General features: G+C 65.9%; 28 protein-coding genes. 15 read left to right on the forward strand and 13 right to left on the reverse strand.

The window, feature by feature from the left end:
• Positions 1 to 443: 443 nt before the first annotated feature.
• From E1H18_RS13055 to E1H18_RS13090, 8 genes are all read right to left on the reverse strand, one after another.
• Positions 444 to 1,268, reverse strand: coding sequence for an ERF family protein (locus E1H18_RS13055; RefSeq protein ID WP_206679061.1), 825 nt, complete (start codon positions 1,266 to 1,268; stop codon positions 444 to 446).
• Between the two features lie 8 nt (positions 1,269 to 1,276).
• Positions 1,277 to 2,341 (reverse strand): hypothetical protein, encoded by a 1,065-nt coding sequence (locus E1H18_RS13060; RefSeq protein WP_172268890.1) that lies wholly within the window; start codon positions 2,339 to 2,341, stop codon positions 1,277 to 1,279.
• A 190-nt stretch (positions 2,342 to 2,531) separates the two neighbouring features.
• On the reverse strand, positions 2,532 to 2,780 hold the full coding sequence (locus tag E1H18_RS13065; RefSeq protein ID WP_172268892.1) for a hypothetical protein: 249 nt from the start codon (positions 2,778 to 2,780) through the stop codon (positions 2,532 to 2,534).
• Between the two features lie 15 nt (positions 2,781 to 2,795).
• On the reverse strand, positions 2,796 to 2,990 hold the full coding sequence (locus E1H18_RS13070) for a hypothetical protein (RefSeq protein WP_172268895.1): 195 nt from the start codon (positions 2,988 to 2,990) through the stop codon (positions 2,796 to 2,798).
• Positions 2,987 to 3,178, reverse strand: coding sequence for a hypothetical protein (locus tag E1H18_RS13075; protein ID WP_172268898.1), 192 nt, complete (start codon positions 3,176 to 3,178; stop codon positions 2,987 to 2,989). The genes E1H18_RS13070 and E1H18_RS13075 overlap by 4 nt, the downstream gene beginning before the upstream one ends.
• Positions 3,178 to 3,450, reverse strand: coding sequence for a hypothetical protein (locus tag E1H18_RS13080; protein WP_172268901.1), 273 nt, complete (start codon positions 3,448 to 3,450; stop codon positions 3,178 to 3,180). The genes E1H18_RS13075 and E1H18_RS13080 overlap by 1 nt, the downstream gene beginning before the upstream one ends.
• A 4-nt stretch (positions 3,451 to 3,454) precedes the next feature.
• On the reverse strand, positions 3,455 to 3,850 hold the full coding sequence (locus E1H18_RS13085; RefSeq protein ID WP_172268904.1) for a hypothetical protein: 396 nt from the start codon (positions 3,848 to 3,850) through the stop codon (positions 3,455 to 3,457).
• A gap of 3 nt (positions 3,851 to 3,853) precedes the next feature.
• Positions 3,854 to 4,183, reverse strand: a complete 330-nt coding sequence (locus E1H18_RS13090; protein WP_172268907.1) for a hypothetical protein — start codon at positions 4,181 to 4,183, stop codon at positions 3,854 to 3,856.
• A 151-nt stretch (positions 4,184 to 4,334) separates the two neighbouring features.
• Here E1H18_RS13090 and E1H18_RS13095 point away from each other — a divergent pair, with 151 nt between their 5' ends.
• The gene (locus E1H18_RS13095; protein ID WP_172268910.1) at positions 4,335 to 4,586 is read left to right on the forward strand and encodes a hypothetical protein; all 252 of its coding nucleotides are present in this window, start codon (positions 4,335 to 4,337) and stop codon (positions 4,584 to 4,586) included.
• On the opposite strand, the gene E1H18_RS13100 is transcribed toward E1H18_RS13095, so the two are convergent.
• The 4 genes from E1H18_RS13100 to E1H18_RS13115 all read right to left on the reverse strand — a co-directional run bounded on the left by E1H18_RS13100 (position 4,539) and on the right by E1H18_RS13115 (position 6,840).
• Positions 4,539 to 5,054, reverse strand: coding sequence for a hypothetical protein (locus tag E1H18_RS13100; RefSeq protein ID WP_172268913.1), 516 nt, complete (start codon positions 5,052 to 5,054; stop codon positions 4,539 to 4,541). The two genes, E1H18_RS13095 and E1H18_RS13100, sit on opposite strands and share 48 nt — an antisense overlap.
• 82 nt (positions 5,055 to 5,136) lie before the next feature.
• On the reverse strand, positions 5,137 to 5,907 hold the full coding sequence (locus tag E1H18_RS13105; protein ID WP_172268916.1) for a type VI secretion system-associated protein TagO: 771 nt from the start codon (positions 5,905 to 5,907) through the stop codon (positions 5,137 to 5,139).
• 16 nt (positions 5,908 to 5,923) lie between these two features.
• Positions 5,924 to 6,148, reverse strand: a complete 225-nt coding sequence (locus E1H18_RS13110; protein WP_172268919.1) for a hypothetical protein — start codon at positions 6,146 to 6,148, stop codon at positions 5,924 to 5,926.
• Positions 6,149 to 6,174: 26 nt separating this feature from the next.
• Positions 6,175 to 6,840, reverse strand: a complete 666-nt coding sequence (locus tag E1H18_RS13115; protein WP_172268922.1) for a S24 family peptidase — start codon at positions 6,838 to 6,840, stop codon at positions 6,175 to 6,177.
• Positions 6,841 to 6,895: 55 nt separating this feature from the next.
• Here E1H18_RS13115 and E1H18_RS13120 point away from each other — a divergent pair, with 55 nt between their 5' ends.
• Both E1H18_RS13120 and E1H18_RS13125 read left to right on the forward strand, forming a co-directional pair.
• Positions 6,896 to 7,117, forward strand: a complete 222-nt coding sequence (locus E1H18_RS13120; protein ID WP_172268925.1) for a hypothetical protein — start codon at positions 6,896 to 6,898, stop codon at positions 7,115 to 7,117.
• A complete protein-coding gene (locus E1H18_RS13125; protein WP_172268928.1) occupies positions 7,117 to 7,338 on the forward strand; it encodes a hypothetical protein in 222 nt (73 codons plus the stop codon). The genes E1H18_RS13120 and E1H18_RS13125 overlap by 1 nt, the downstream gene beginning before the upstream one ends.
• On the opposite strand, the gene E1H18_RS13130 is transcribed toward E1H18_RS13125, so the two are convergent.
• Entirely contained in the window at positions 7,292 to 7,555 is a 264-nt protein-coding gene (locus E1H18_RS13130; RefSeq protein ID WP_172268931.1) for a hypothetical protein, read from the reverse strand. The genes E1H18_RS13125 and E1H18_RS13130 overlap by 47 nt on opposite strands.
• Before the next feature lie 547 nt (positions 7,556 to 8,102).
• Between E1H18_RS13130 and E1H18_RS13135 the strand changes: the two genes are divergently transcribed.
• The 12 genes from E1H18_RS13135 to E1H18_RS13195 all read left to right on the forward strand — a co-directional run bounded on the left by E1H18_RS13135 (position 8,103) and on the right by E1H18_RS13195 (position 14,460).
• A complete protein-coding gene (locus tag E1H18_RS13135; protein ID WP_172268934.1) occupies positions 8,103 to 8,564 on the forward strand; it encodes a hypothetical protein in 462 nt (153 codons plus the stop codon).
• Positions 8,561 to 8,860: a hypothetical protein gene (locus tag E1H18_RS13140; protein ID WP_172268937.1), complete on the forward strand. Its 300-nt coding sequence runs from the start codon at positions 8,561 to 8,563 to the stop codon at positions 8,858 to 8,860. The genes E1H18_RS13135 and E1H18_RS13140 overlap by 4 nt, the downstream gene beginning before the upstream one ends.
• Positions 8,857 to 8,994, forward strand: coding sequence for a hypothetical protein (locus tag E1H18_RS13145; protein WP_172268940.1), 138 nt, complete (start codon positions 8,857 to 8,859; stop codon positions 8,992 to 8,994). The genes E1H18_RS13140 and E1H18_RS13145 overlap by 4 nt, the downstream gene beginning before the upstream one ends.
• 56 nt (positions 8,995 to 9,050) lie before the next feature.
• Positions 9,051 to 9,383 carry a hypothetical protein gene (locus E1H18_RS13150; protein ID WP_241735999.1) on the forward strand — a complete coding sequence of 111 codons (333 nt, stop codon included), beginning with the start codon at positions 9,051 to 9,053 and terminating at the stop codon, positions 9,381 to 9,383.
• A 2-nt stretch (positions 9,384 to 9,385) separates the two neighbouring features.
• Positions 9,386 to 9,991, forward strand: a complete 606-nt coding sequence (locus E1H18_RS27305) for a GapR family DNA-binding domain-containing protein (protein ID WP_370526498.1) — start codon at positions 9,386 to 9,388, stop codon at positions 9,989 to 9,991.
• Entirely contained in the window at positions 9,992 to 10,279 is a 288-nt protein-coding gene (locus tag E1H18_RS13160; RefSeq protein WP_172268942.1) for a hypothetical protein, read from the forward strand.
• A gap of 2 nt (positions 10,280 to 10,281) precedes the next feature.
• Entirely contained in the window at positions 10,282 to 10,971 is a 690-nt protein-coding gene (locus E1H18_RS26495; RefSeq protein WP_206679062.1) for a hypothetical protein, read from the forward strand.
• Positions 10,968 to 11,348, forward strand: coding sequence for a hypothetical protein (locus E1H18_RS13170; RefSeq protein ID WP_172268948.1), 381 nt, complete (start codon positions 10,968 to 10,970; stop codon positions 11,346 to 11,348). Before E1H18_RS26495 ends, E1H18_RS13170 begins: the two co-directional genes overlap by 4 nt.
• Complete coding sequence (locus E1H18_RS13175) at positions 11,345 to 11,656, forward strand: hypothetical protein (protein ID WP_172268951.1); 312 nt, start codon at positions 11,345 to 11,347, stop codon at positions 11,654 to 11,656. Before E1H18_RS13170 ends, E1H18_RS13175 begins: the two co-directional genes overlap by 4 nt.
• A 17-nt stretch (positions 11,657 to 11,673) precedes the next feature.
• Positions 11,674 to 12,444, forward strand: coding sequence for a DNA methyltransferase (locus tag E1H18_RS27310; RefSeq protein ID WP_172268954.1), 771 nt, complete (start codon positions 11,674 to 11,676; stop codon positions 12,442 to 12,444).
• Positions 12,445 to 13,272, forward strand: a complete 828-nt coding sequence (locus tag E1H18_RS13185) for a hypothetical protein (protein WP_172268957.1) — start codon at positions 12,445 to 12,447, stop codon at positions 13,270 to 13,272.
• Between the two features lie 615 nt (positions 13,273 to 13,887).
• A complete protein-coding gene (locus E1H18_RS13195) occupies positions 13,888 to 14,460 on the forward strand; it encodes a hypothetical protein (RefSeq protein WP_206679063.1) in 573 nt (190 codons plus the stop codon).
• Positions 14,461 to 14,479: the final 19 nt, after the last annotated feature.

The following is a 14,479-nucleotide window of genomic DNA, read 5'->3' on the forward strand; positions in this document are numbered from 1 at the left end:
GGGCACATAGCCCTTGGCGTTGTCTATGCGGTCGAGCGAAGTGCCAGCGGGCCGGTCGCCCATGTAAGAGTAGAAGGCCTCGAACGAGGCTATCCAGGATGCGAAGATCGTTATCCCGCGACCACCCCACCTCGGGTAATCTTTGTTGTCCGGATCTAAGCATCGGGCTTTCATTGCGGACCAAGAACTGTACTCAGGCGAATTCCTCATCCCGTGGCGCCGATGGGCTCCATGGTCGGTCTTGCAGCCGCAATGGGTTCTGGTCTTCGCGCGTAGGGTTCGGCCGGCCGGCAGAAAGACGACGCGGCCACAGGCGCATCGGAACTCGCCAAAGACGCGGCCGCTATCGCCGCGCCGCTGCGCAATGCCGTTGAAGGTCAGGCTTCCGACCGTCTGACCAACGTGACTCGCATATCGACTTTCGATAGTGCGCGCAGGCATGGTCATTGAGCGACCTCGCGCAGCTTGCGAGCGCGGGCATTCCAGGCGCGGACGATGAGGTCGGCTTGATCGGCAGGCAGGGCCTGGATCATCTCGCCGTTGGCCTTCTTCCACGCCGTCAGTTCGGCCGCGGTCTCACAGAGGTCGATGGCGTTGATCGAAGTGGTAACGGCAAGCGGCGCGCCGCCCTTCTGGCCGTCGTCGTCGCGGTCTTGCTTGGCGCGGCTGGTCAGGTTCAGCAGCAGCTTGGCGGTGTAGCGCTGGCCATAGCTGGTCGACGAGCCGACGCCCTGGACGCCGTTCTTGGACCCGGTCATGTCGATCGGCAGGGTGATCGAAGTGCGCTCGGTGTATCCGGCGCGGTGGCGCAGGACGCCAGTGATCGTGACCTCCCCGGCGGCCTGGTTGCAGAGAAAGGACAGGCCGAAGCCGTGGGTCGCCAGAACGGGCTTGATCGCCTCGTTGATGTCCGACCACTCGGCATAGGTCGACTGGACCTCGCCCTGCTTGTTTTTGATGGCGCCGTTCTCGTCGATGACCGGGAGTTCCGGCTGCATCAGCGCGAAGGCGTCGGCATAGGCGGCCTCGGCGTTGCGGCCGATCACGCGCTCCTGCATGTCCAGCAGGCGCTCCAGGCGGTCCATGCTGACGTTCGGGTCCAGCACGACGCGCTCGATCATGCTGATCAGGGCAGCGGTTTCCGCGCCGGCGCGCGCCGACACCGGAGGGGCAAAAGCGGTCTGTTGGTAGTCGGCGGGCAAGATCCGCGCGGCGGCGAGGTCTTCCATGATGATCTCCTGGGTGAAGTCGTGGGTCGCGGCGAGCATCGGCCGCCTCAGAACCGGATCGAGACGTTGGGGATTTCGCCGGCCTTAATGGCCAGCACGACGGACTTGGCCTTGGCTTCGGGAATGCCGAGCGCCACTAGGGCGTCCTTCGCGGCGCCCATGACCTTCGACTTGTGCTCGATGTCGGCTTCGCGGGCTGCCTGCGCGGCTGCGGCGGCCTGGGCCTCAGCGGCGCGCCTGGCTTCCTCGCGGGCGATGCGTTCAGCTTCAGCCTTTTGCGCGGCTTCAGCCTGTTCGGCGCGGCGGCGTTCGGCGGCGATGGCCTCGTCGTGCTGGCGCTGCTGGGCGGCGCGCGCTTCCGCAGCTTCGCGCTCGACTTGGGCGCGGGCGGACTCCTCTGCCGCCTTGGCTGCGGAGGCTATGCGCTCCTCCTCGGCCTTGGCGGCCTGTGCGGCGCGCTCGGCGTGTTCTCGCTCCGCCCGTTCAGCGGCCTCGCGGGCCTGGCGCTCATCCTCGGCGGCGCGCAGCGCGGCCAGTTCGGCGCGGTCGGCCTCTTCCTTGCGCATGCGCTCAAGGGCGCTCGTCAGGGCGGCGACAGCGGCGGCCTTGAGGTTGTGGCCCGCCTGCTCGAAGTCTTCGAAGCTGGCGTCAATGACCGTGGCCTCGACCTCGGCGAGGCGGGCGGCCACCTGATCGCTCTGGGCGCCGACGTCGAACGCGGCAGCCGACTGCAGGCGCTCCAGCACCGCCTTGCAGCGGTCAACACGCGCCTTCTCGACCTCTTCCCAGTCAGTGAGCGGCTGGCGCACCTCGGCGGCCAGGGCGTCCATCTTCTCGCGGATTTCGCGGCGGGCGGCGTCGACCTTGTTGATCTGCTCGCGGGCGCTCTCGTTCAGCGTCTTGCCGGCGGCATCGATAGCGGTCTTGGAACGGACGATCTTGTAGGCGGCCGACTTGATGGCGTCGCGGCCCTTGGCGGTGCTGACGTCGACGCCGGCCTTGGCCGACTCCACGCGTACGGCTTCCAGGAAGGCGGCGAACTTCGCGCCGTCGGTCAGGACCATCGACGGATCGGCTTCAACGAGCGGAAGCAGGGAGGTAGGAGCGTTCATCGGGTGGTCTCCTTCAGTTGGCGCAGGCGCGCGGCGTAGGCGTCGCGGCAAGCCTGCTGGGTTGATGGATCTGCCCGCGCGATCTGCTGGGCGTGGTCGGAGCCCCAGGCCCGGAGTTCGTCGGGCGAGCGGGCCAGGGCCATGCAGAGCCGGGCGGCGGCGAGGGCAGCGCAGGGCAGGGCGTCATCGGTCAGGCAAATGCCCTGGCCAGCGCCGCGCCCTCCAGCTTCGGGCGGCCGGCGGCGATCAGCGCCGTGTCGCGATCGACGCGGAACACCCGGCGGCTGCGCTCGGTCAGCGTAAATTCGCGGACTTCCAGCCCGCCATAGCGGGTGGCGTGTTCGGCAACCCAGGCACAGGCGGCGCCACGGTCATCGAAGGTGCGAACGGTGACGCCAAGGCGGTTCACCGCGCGCCAATCGGTGCGGACAACAGACATAGGGAAGTCCTCGGGTTAGGCCGCGCGAGGCGGCGTGGGGTCGGTGGGACGCTTGGCCGGCCGGTACATCGGCAGGACGTTCGGGCGGGCGACCGAGGGCGCGGCCATCAGGGCGTCGTGCGCTTCCTGAAGGGCGGCTTGGTCGGGATGGTTGATCGGCATCGCCAGCGAGGCGCGGCGGACCATCTTGGCGAGGTCGGCGGCGGTCATTGCAGTGCTCCAGCGAGGCCGCAGTAGCCGTCCCGGTAGAAGTTGGAGCCGTTCGACTTGCTGGTAGTGCGCCATGCCATGCAGGCCGAGGCGACGCAGTGCGGACCGGGTCCTTCAGCGACCTGTTGGCTGGCGCCGAAGTTCTTGGCGTACGGACACGCCTTGGTCTTGGCTTCATCCTCGGTCATCAGGCGGCCCTCGGAATGTCGCCAGCGGCGCGAGCCCAGCAGCGGGCGGTGTGCAGCGCTTCGAGAAGCTGGCAGTGACGGACAACGAGGTCCGCCCAGACCACCTTGGCGCCCGCCGCGTCGGCCGCCTCCATCTCGTCGTTCATGACGTCGAGCAGATCGGCGATGGAGGTTTCGGCCAGGGCCATCGGGCGACCACCCGGAACGCGCATCAGCACGTCGCCGCCGACCGACCAGAAGGTCATGGGGGTAGGGGTGATGGTGGCGGCCATGGTCTCAGGCCTCCCCGTAGTAGCGGGCGGCGTCGCGGCGGCTCTCGGCGCGGTATTCAGCGGCGGCCTCGGCGTCATCGGCCGCTTCCTCGCTGGCCTCGACCAGCATCGCGTCATAGTCGCCGTCGGTCAGGGCCTCGATCACCGCAGCGGCGATCTGATCATCGGTCTCGAAGCCCAGCGCGAACGCCTTGCCCCAGCCAGAGGTCAGGCCGTCGATCTCGGCGACCTTGATCTCCTCGACCTCGCTGTCCGAGCCGGGGTCGTAACCCTCGACCGGGCCAAAGCGGCCGGTCTCGGGCGAGCCCCAAGCGACGCTGAACGTCAGCTTGACCTCGAACTCACCGCCTTCGCCCGCGCTGAGGCGGACGGTCGTGTAGTGGGTGAAGCGCTTGGCCATGGTTCAGACCCCCGCCGAGACGACGACAGCCGAGGCCGGGGCGCTGCGCTCGCGGTCGATGCGGACGGCGACCTTGGCCACCGTGACGACCTTCTCGACCTTGGCTGGAGCCTCGGCGACCGGAGCCTTGCCGACGGTGAAGACCTTCACGCCCTTGGTGAAGTGGCCGAGGCGATTGCGGCCCTGGACCGTCTGGCCAGCACGGGCGCGAGCGTCCAGCTCAGCGCGGGCGGCGTCGTATTCGGCCTTCGTGACGGTCAGCTTGCGCTGAACCGGCGCACGCGATGCGGTCGCTTCGATCATTGCGGCGTCTAGGGTGGAGGTGGTGGCCATGTCGGCGCTCCATCAATTCGATGAAGCTACTATGATGGGGGAAATATCCCCCGTCAACAAGAAAGTGGGGGATTTGTCCCCCGGTTATCTTGCTGCTATCCTCCACCCATAGAAAAGCCCGGCACTAGGGCCGGGCTGGATGGAGGTCGGGATGGACTTGAACCAGGCGCCGCGCGATGTTGCCGGCCACACGCTGGCGGAGTTGGGCATGGATCGAGTGGAAGAGCTGAAGCCCAGCGCGGCGGTGCCGGTGATCTCCAGCGCCGCCGTTGAAGCGGTGCTGAAGTGGGCCCACGACAATTACGATGGCTTGTCGTTTCGCATAGCCGACATCACCGAGGCCGATGCGCGCGAGCTATTGGCCCTGGCGTTGGCCGCGGATCGCGACGGCAAGATCGGTTAGCTCGGTGTACAGCCGAATGCAGGCGGTCGTAAAAGACCGAACCTCGGCCAAGGTGACCGCCTGTTTCTTCGACTGACCTAGGTGCGGATGGCGTAGCAGCAGGCCTTCGGTCGTGCCGCGAGCCGGGACGAGAAGCACTTCCGAGACCGGATCATCCGCAGAGGGTACCGATTTAGGCGTAGGGACGACTGCGACCGTCCAGTGGGCTAGATGATGCCGAGTTTGCGCGCGCTTTCTGCATTGCGCGGACAGTTGCCTCCAGCGCTCAGAGAGTTCATCCGGCACGGCATAGGGCGCAATTGCGTCGACGGTCTTCAGCTTCATCTCGAAGCCACGAACAGCGTCGTGAATCAGGTGATGGAAGGGAGCGCCATCGCCGAGCATGGCTCCGAAGCATGAGGTGACGCCGTCTTCCACAGCCGAGAAGGCCTGGATGCCTCGGCCGACGGCCAGCAGCAGCGGATCCATATCAGGCATCTCAGTCGATCCTGTCATTTCAGCCTCCAGGAAGGTAAGGGCGCTTTCACCCCTCCAAGGGGTAAGGGGGGGGCTAGAGCGTCCAGCCGCAGCTGGCGGCTAACGGCTTCACCGCGATGTCCATTCCTTTGAGCTGGAATACGGCGGTGACAGGGCTCTCGCTGAAGGGGGTGGTCTGAAGTACGAGGCGATCCGCCTTGGCCATCTTCTTGATCAAATCAATGTCTGAGCCCGAAGCGAAGGTGGCCTGACTGTCGGTCGATAGTCCCCATTGTTGGCTGGATGCGGCCTCAGTCCCAACTCGAACTACGACATGCTTCCAATCACTATATGGGCTCCCACTATCATTCCCGAGATAGTTGTTCCAATTGACGAAGAGCTCAGTCTTCTTTGATTGGCATCGAATGATCAGAACAACTGGCTCACCGGTAGACGACGCACCTTCGCTCGCCTTCAGCGAAATCATGAGCGTCTTGCTATCATCGACCGGATTGGTGCTGTCGTGGGTTTCCCAGGCACCGATGGCAGGGTTGGCAGGCTTGTCGCCAGGCATTGGCCCGTAGCAACGGGCCATCATCGGCATGAAGCCGTCGCTGCTGGCGAAGACGGTGGTAATGCCGTCGTAGAAGAATGGCTCCGATCCGACGTAGGCGCCCATCCGGTTCTTGGCGTTGACCTTGCCGCGATAGACCTTCGGGTCGTTCGAGCAGCGCTCTACCTCCTCGAACTTTGCGCTCTCGCCGTCGATGAGGTCGCGCCTCACGGCCTTCTCAACCGGATTTTCGCAGCCGGTTAGGCCGACCGAAACAAGCGCGAGCGCGGTCGCTCCTGCCCTAAACTTCATTCCCCCTCCTCAGCCGCTAGGCGGCGTTCTGTTTCAGGCGGCGGCGCATGTAGCCATAGTGCATGGTGCCGGCCATGCAGCCATTGACAAGCTCCCAGCCTTCGGCGGCGCGTTCGTTCAGCAACTTGTCGAAGCCGGGGGCCCCAAGCATGACGATGGTCCGGTACTCGTACTCCTGGACATAGGAACCGTTGCGGCCGTCCTGATCGGCGTAGAGATCGGCCTTCTTCGAACCAAACATTTCCGCTCCTTGTGCCTAGGCGGCACTCAAATCTCCGCTATTACCATTGTGACGCGGCCGATAACCTCCCAGGTCTCGCCGTCGCGCGGGTAGATCGGCTCGTTCGTCGGGTTCCAGCTCTCAGGCTCCAATCGATACGGATCTTTTCCGCCGAAGCGCTTGAACGTCGTCTTGCCCCGGCTTGAAAAGATGTAGCGGCGCCCGCGCACCAGTTCCCGATCGGCCCGGTTGACGATCAAGAGGCTGTCGTCCGGCGCAACGCGGTTCATGGAGTCGCCGCGCGCCTTCGTGCCGAAGTAGTCGCCAGGCGGCAGACCGCTGATCTCGATAGTCTCGCTTTCGGGCGGAAGCTGCGAAACATTGTCGGCGAGCTGGCCTGCGGCGACCCAATCGATGATCGGCACAGGTCGAGCGCCAGACCTTTGCGGCTTCGCGGGTCTTGGCGGCTCAATATCGGAGCCCTTCATGAAATAGGCGACCGGATATCCAAGTTGGCCCGCGATCTTCTGGAGCGTGTCCATTCGCGGATTGGCCGTCTTGGCTCCGAGGATGTCTTTGACCAAGCTGTCGTTGGTTCCGACCTTCAGGGATAGTGACCGATAGCTTTCGCCGCGCTCCTTAATGGCGGCCTTCAGGCGGGTTTTATCAAGCTCTGACATGTGGGGGATAATGCCCCCGTGACGCTTGCTCACGCAGGGGGATGTGTCCCCCGTTGACGACGGGGGATTTTTCCCCCACTGTGTCGTCATGAGCATCCCCGAATTCATCCGCATGTGCGACGCCTACTGCGCAAGAGCGCAGGTCTCGCGCACCTGGCTGTCCAAGCGACTGCTCAAGGACACCACCCGTCTGCAAGATTTGGCAAACGGATCTGTCGACATCGGCGTCAAGCGCCTTGCTCGCGCCGTCGATGATCTTCGCAAACTCGATGGACGCCCCAAGGCTCGCGCCACCCAAGAGGCCGCATAATGTCGGCCTTCGCCCACATCGTGACGGACTGGACGCCGCTGGTCGGCGGCCTGTGTGGCTTCGCGGCCTTCGGCGAGATGCTGTGGCGCAAGCTGGTCGTCGGGCCTCGCGCGGCCCAAAGGATGCGCGCGGCGACGCAAGATGTGCGCGATCTGCGAACCCACCTGCGCAACATCAACGAGCGGCAATCGTCGCCGAAAGGCGGTCCCAATGCTGGTTGACCGCTTCGAAGAGCCGGTCGCTGCGGGCGTTGAGTTGTCGAGCGTTGTCGATAATCCGCGCGGCAGCGCCAGGGCTAGACTTCTCCAGTTCCTGGGCCGTGGAGACCAGGAAGGATTCCAGCACGTGGAGATGTGCGCCGTAGTCGGCGAGCGAACCGAGAGTTTCGCGCGCGAACTCCTTCGAGTTTCGGGCAAGTTCGCGTGTCTCTTCGTCCATCTGAAGTTCTCCGTGAGTCGTTTTGCAGCTCTCACGGGAGCGCGCCCCGCTGCGTCCGTCAATGCGGCCAGCGGGGCGATGACCCCGGCATGGGCCTGACGCCATGCTTTCGGGGACTCACCACCACAACCAGATCGACGGCTCAGCGCAGCGCCTACGCCCCGCTGCCCAGGCTGTCGCGGCGCGCGCGTCGTTACGAGAATGGCTTCGCGCGCGCCAACCCTCACGTCACACCCCCTTCGCTTGCGCGTCCTCCTCCCACGCGCCGGCGACGAACGGCTGGGCCCGACCCCACCAGGCCCGGCCGTTCACCCACTTCATTCGCTGCAATACGCCGAGCCATGGCTCGATAGGCGTAGGCGCGCGCCGCCGCTTCCTCGGCCAATCGCTCCTGCTCGGCCGCGCCGACCAGGCAGACCACCACTCGCTCCCACGCGCTCATGACGCTCCCCGCCGCCGGCCCGCCTGCCGGTCGAGCGAAGTTATGGGCGAAACCCAATCCGGGGTCGCGTTCCAACGCACCTGCGAAATGAACAGGCTCGCCTAGATGACGAAGATCCGCGAACCGCTTTCCGTCGCCGACGCAATCACCGAGATCGCCAAGACCGTCGGCTGGGAAGAAACCGCCGCCGTCGTCGGCCTGACCGTCCGTAGCATCGCCTACTGGTCGGACCCGGAAGACCCGCGCGAGCCAAAGCTTTCGCAGGCCCTGGCGCTGGACGCTGGGTATCGCGCCGCGACGAAGGGCGACTATGCGCCGATCCAGGCCGCCTACGGACATCAGCTCGACCTTCTTCAGGCGCCGGTCGGCAACCGTGACCAGCTTCGCCAGATCGTCGGCGAGTTGGTGAAGGAGACGGGCGAGGCCGTGTGCGCCGTGCTGCACGCCAGCGACAACCCAGATCCGAACGCAGAGCGCGACGCGGTCCGCGAGCTTGACGAGGCCGCCGAAGTCATCGGCCGCGCCCGCGCCGCCATCGTTCCGTTCCCGAAGGCGGTGTCCCAATGACCGCGATAGGGAAGGGCGACTTCGTCGAGGCCCTGCGCGACGACGCCGTTGAAGGCGTGCTCATTCACGCCGGGCGGGTCTACGTGGTTGAGGACTGCTTCCGGCCGGACGGCTGCGGTCCCTGCGATCAATGCGGCAACGACACTGACGTCGTCTTGGTCGAGGGCGTGCCGATCGAGCCCGGCTGGGGCTGGTGCCCGTGTCTCTTCAAACCGGTCTACCGACCGAAGCCTGACGCATTCGCTGACCTTCTGAAGGTCCCGACCGACGCTCCTCGGGAGCCCGTCGCCGCATGAGTGTCATCACCACACCGACCGCGCCCAGGCATGGCCGACCCACTCCGGTCGCCATCGCAATCGCCGCCGAGCTGCTGATCTGGGCCGGGCTCATCACCCTCATCGTTTTCGCCGTCCGGTCCTGCGGGTCCTGACGGCCTGGCCAAGCGTCGGGGCCACCGTCCGGCGCACAAGGAGAGGGGCTTCTCTCATGAAGACCAAGACCATCAAGGGCCTGTTGGGCCTGACCGCTACTGTCGCCGTGATCGCTTTGGCTGGCTGCGGCGGCGTCTACAACACCGATACCTATCAAGCCGAGCGTGACGCGCTCTACAGCGACAAGCCCGCCCAGATCACCTGCTTCGGCTACGGCACGGTGATGTTCGATGGCTCGTCAACGGGCAAGGTGCTCTACGACGACGGCGGCCGGGTCAGCTTCGTCGACGCTGCGAACGGTCGCTACACCACGGTCGAAGGCGAGTGCCGCGTGGTCTACGCGCTGGCCACTGCGCCGTCGCGCGCCACCCAAACGGGGGCTCGCTGATCATGGCTGACGACGCCGTCCCGCATAGCGATGTCTTGGGCAGCAATGCCCAGAGCCAACTGAAGTCGATCGTCGAGCGGCTGGAGCGACTGGCTGTCGAGAAGGCCGAGATCGCCGAGCAGGAGAAGGAAGTCCTGCTGGAGGCGAAAGGTAATGGCTATTGCACCAAGACCATCAAGAAGGTCATCGCCCGCCGGAAGATCGAACGCGCCAAGCTCCAAGAGCAAGAGGCGATGATCGACCTTTACGAGTCCGCCCTTGACGGATTGCCCCTGTTCGAGGCTGCCGAGCCGAAGGACGGAAACGGCGGCATCGCGACCGTCACCCTGACGATGGGCGATGGCAGCGCGGTCGCGGCGACGCCCGACCAGATGGCGGTTGCCATGGCCACGCTCGACGGGAAGTCGACGGGGCAGGCCCTCTACGAACAGGCTGTCGCCATCGTGAAACGCGATCGCAAGGCGTCGATCTCCTACCTCCAGCGCAAGCTGCAGCTCAACTTCGATACGGCTTCCAACCTCATGAGCTTGATGGAGGAGACCGGCGTGGTTGGTCCGCCCGATCGAGCCGGCAAGCGCGAGATCCTGGTCCAGGCGGAGGCCGCGTAGATGCCTCGCGCCGTCACCTCCCAGGCCACCGTCGGCCATGACGGCGCGGCCTTCTCGTCCTGGCTCAAGGGGGTCGGCGAAGTCCTTCGCCATCCCTGGCGCTGGATGACGGTGGACCTGACCAAGCCCGCCGCGCCGCCGGCCCAGGTCGAGCCTTTCGAACGCCTGCGCGCCCACGCCGCCGGCAGCGACCCCGGAGCGGTCCGGGCGCGCAAGGAGCTGCGCGTCGCTACCTTGCGCGGCCTGGCGCAGGCCACCGGCAAGCCCATGCCGGCGCTGAAGGACTGACGATGTCCGGCGGCGGTAAGAACTTCCAGCACGTCAACGATTGGTGCCCCCAGCGTCGCGGCTACTTCGGCTCGTTGCTGATCCGGTGCTGCAATTGCCCGACCACGGCGAAGATCGCCGACCACAGCGACAAGCCGCGCTCGGTTTCGGACGCGTCACGCGCCTTCCGCCGCGATGGCTGGCGCATTGGCCCGCGCCGCAGCGCTGACGAATGCCCGAAGTGCGTCGCTGGCTACATCAAACCTTCTCCGCGTCCGGCAACGCCGCCGCCGGCGCCCGTCCAACCGAAAGAACCCATCATGGTCAGCACCGCCCAGGCGGCGCCCGGCGTTGCCGCTGGCGTCTCCGCCGATCCTCCTCGCCAGCCCACGCCGAAGGACCGCCGCGCGATCCAGAATGCCCTGGACCTCGTCTATGACGACGAGGCTGGGCGATACCGTGGAGCCGAGACTGACCGCACGGTGGCCGAACGATTGGACCTGCCGCGCGCCTGGATCTCGGAGGAGCGAGAGCGGTCCTTCGGTCCCGAGCGCTGTGAAGCCGACACCCAAGATCTCGCCGAGCTTAAGCGCATCGTCGCCCGAACCGCTGAAATGGCGGAGAAGTACGTCGAGCACGCGACCCAGGCCGAGGCCGTGGGCCAAAACGCCAAGCGCCTGATCGAGAAGCTGGCCGCGCGAGGCGTCCAATGATCGTGGCCGGCTACACCGCGCGTCGAACCGATCGCGACCGCACCACCCCAAGCCGTGTGCTGACGGGGTCCTTGATGGGCGACCCCACCGGCGACCGGTTGGAGCAAGACCGCGCCGCCCGCATCCGCCTTGGCATCATCGCTGAGGACGAGCCGACGATCGTGCCGTCGGTTCTTGCCGTCCTGCGCGCCCTGGCCGCCCAACCGCTAAACGGCACCGACCTTCGCACCGCCCTGGGCACCAGCCGCGACGCCTCCGATCGCCGTGCCAAGGCCGCCATGAGCGCCGGCTTCGTCGAGAAGGGGGGCAGGGGCAACAACTCCACCTTCCGCCTCACTGAGGACGGCCGGGCCACGCTGGAGGCGCAGCCCCAATGAGCACCCGTCGCCAGCAACAACTGATCCAGGCCATCCGCGACATGAACGCCGCCGAAGAGCCGATCACCTATGACCGCCTGTGCGAGCGCATCGGCATGGTCTCCAAGGGCGGGGTCAGCCGGCTGCTCAACCTGCTTCGCAAGGAAGGGCGGGTCGATTGGCATCCGCGCCAGCACGGGACCCTTCGGCTGGTCGAGGGCCCGTCGCGCGCCGAGATGGAGCGCTGGTCCGATGAGGAGTTGGCCAGGGTCGCTTATGACGCCTTCCAGATCGAGGCGGCGCGTTCTGCGGCGCGGGTGGCGGCTTGAGCTTTATACGAAAGGAAGTGATCGGCGACGCCACGCTCTACATGGGCGATGCGCGCGACATTCTGCCGACGCTGGCGCCGGCTGATTGCGGCCTGATGGATCCGCCGTACCTCGTCACGTCCGGCGGTGGCTCGCTGGAGGCGATCGACAAGGCTGGGTTTTCCGGCTGGATGCGCGACGCCTACAACAACAGCGGCGAGATTGTCGCTTGCGACCTCGACTGGTCCGACTGGTTGCCCCTTCTGCCGGCCGCCCTGCGCCCGGACGCGCACGCCTACATCTTCACCAACGATCGGAACTTGGCCGTCGCCCAAAGCGCCGCGGAGGCGGCAGGCCTGCAGTTCCATCGCCTGCTGACTTGGGACAAGCGCACGGCCATGCCGAACCGCTGGTACCAACAGACCTGCGAATTCGTACTCTTCATGCGCAAGGGCAAGGCGTTCAGGATCAATGATCCGTCGTCGAAGGCCCTGGTCTCAATATTCCAGCGTGACGAGAGCGCACACCCGACCGAGAAGCCAGTCAGCCTTTGTCAGTTCTACATCGAGAACTCGACTAAGCCGGGCGAGGTGGTCCTAGACCCGTTCATGGGGTCGGGCACAACGGGCGTTGCGGCGATCCGCGCCGGCCGGAAGTTCGTCGGCATCGAGTTGACCGAGCAATGGTTCGAGGTCGCTTGCAGGCGCCTGGCCAAGGCCGTCGCCGCGGCGCCGGGCATGTTCGACGCGCCTGCCGCTGAGCCTGTCCAGCCCTCCATGTTTGCTGATAGGCCAGGAGAGGCGGCGTAGATGGCTAAAGCTCCAGAACAGCCCGCACTCTTCGACCTATCGCCACAGCCGCGACGATTGAACGATCACGGCCAGCGCGTGGTGGCCTGGTTCTCGTGCGGTGCCACGTCGGCCATCGCGACTAAACTCGCCATCGCTCGTTGGGGAGATCGGGTTGAGGTCGTCCGCATCCGCCTGGGGCGTGAGCACGCGGACAATGATCGCTTTGCAGCAGATTGCTCGGCTTGGTTCGGTAAGCCGATCCTCGACATTCGCTCGCACCGCTACGACGACCATTTCGAAGTCGCTGTTGGGGAGCGCTACATCAACGGGCCGGACGGCGCGAAATGCAGCGCCATCCTAAAGCGCGCCGTTCGCGAGGCCTTCCAATCGTTCGACGACATCCAGGTATTCGGCTTCGACGCTGACGAAGAGGTCTCGCAGAACCGGGCGCGAGACTTCCGCCTCCATCATCCCGAAATCATGCTGGTCACGCCCCTTTTAGATGAAGGGCTCGGGAAGGCTGACTGCCTGGCGATGGTGGAGCGAGCCGGCATTGAGATCCCGGCGATGTACCGGCTCGGCTTCGGCAACAACAACTGCGTGGGCTGCTGGAAAGGCGGGATGGGATACTGGAACAAGATCCGCCGGGACTTCCCGGAGGTCTTCGCCGAGGCCGCCCTGGTCGAGCGCTCGATCGGTCGTTCAGCTATCAGAACAAAGGCCGACGGCCAGGTTTTCCTCGACACCCTCGATCCTGCACGCGGCCGTTTTGAAGACGAGCCGAAAATTTCCTGCGGTCCCACCTGCTTCACCGCAGAGTCCAAGATCACGGGCGAGGCCGCTTGAGCATTTCCGACCTCATTCGTCGTATGGCCGCTGTTGGCGCGCCACCTGAGGCCATCGCGATAGCTGTTGAAGCGATCGAGGCGGCCCAGGCGGCTGCGCCCGCTCGCGCCCGAGGCGGTTCGGCCGAGCGAATGGCCCGGAAGCGCGCTCGTGACGCTGCCGCGTCACATGTGACGCCGGATGTGACGCATTGTGACGCCGAAAGTGACGTCGGTGACGGTCGCGGTGACGCCGAAACCCTTTCCCTCCCTCCTTCCCCCCAGACCCCCCAACCACCCACCCATACCCGTGGTGGTGCTACTACGCGTGAGCGTGAGGCGGTCGTCGACGACTGGCCGAAAGGCACGGCCCGCGACCACGCTGGCGACCTGCAGCTCATCAACCGCAACCTCGACCTAGCCCGGGAGCCTGGGCTGATCACCAGCCTGGGCGAGATCTCCCGGTGGCGACAGCAAGGGTTCTCCTGGCTGCTGGACGTCTTCCCGGCGATCGAGGCCCACGCCGCTCGCGCCAGGGCCGATCCGGTGAAGACCTGGACCTACTTCACCCCGGCCATCGCCAGGGCCCACGCCAATCGAAACCGCCCCCTCGAACCCGTCCAAGTGGACCACGCCCATGAACGACCTCACCACGACCGGCGGAAAGCCGCCTTCGTTGACCGACTGCAGGCTATCGACGGAGCTATGGACGCTGCTTTCAAGTGAAGCGCCGGCCGAGCTGGAGGTCGAGGCGATCTGCAAGGTTCCGGCCCTTCATGCCGAGGCCAAGGTCAGCGTGCCGCGCCTGGCCGCCGTGGCGGCGCCGTGCGGAGCTGATGCCGTCCGAGCGCTGCTCCAGCCCCTCGTCCTCGTCTACGGCGTGGGGGAGGCGGCGCGCTCGCCCGCGTTCTGGAAGATCTACCGCGAGCAGCTTGCCGGCCTTCCGTACGAAGCCCTTGAGCAGGCCGTGAACGATTACGCAGGCCAGCCTGGCGCGGAGTTCTTCCCCAAGCCCGGCCCTCTGAAGGCCTTGGCCACGTCGAGAGCCATACCGATCCTGAAGGCTCTCTCCCGCGCCAAGCGCGTCGCCCAGTCCGCGCCGATGAAGCCGTTCACGCCGGCCGAGACGGCGCAGCGAAGAGCAGAGGTCGCCGCGCTCATGTCCAAGTTCAAGATCGGCCCCGGCGCGCCCGCCGCGCGCCAGCCCTAACCACCAGCAATCGGGGAAG

Source organism: Caulobacter sp. RHG1 (assembly GCF_013181195.1).
In the GTDB taxonomy this organism is placed as follows: Bacteria; Pseudomonadota; Alphaproteobacteria; order Caulobacterales; family Caulobacteraceae; genus Caulobacter.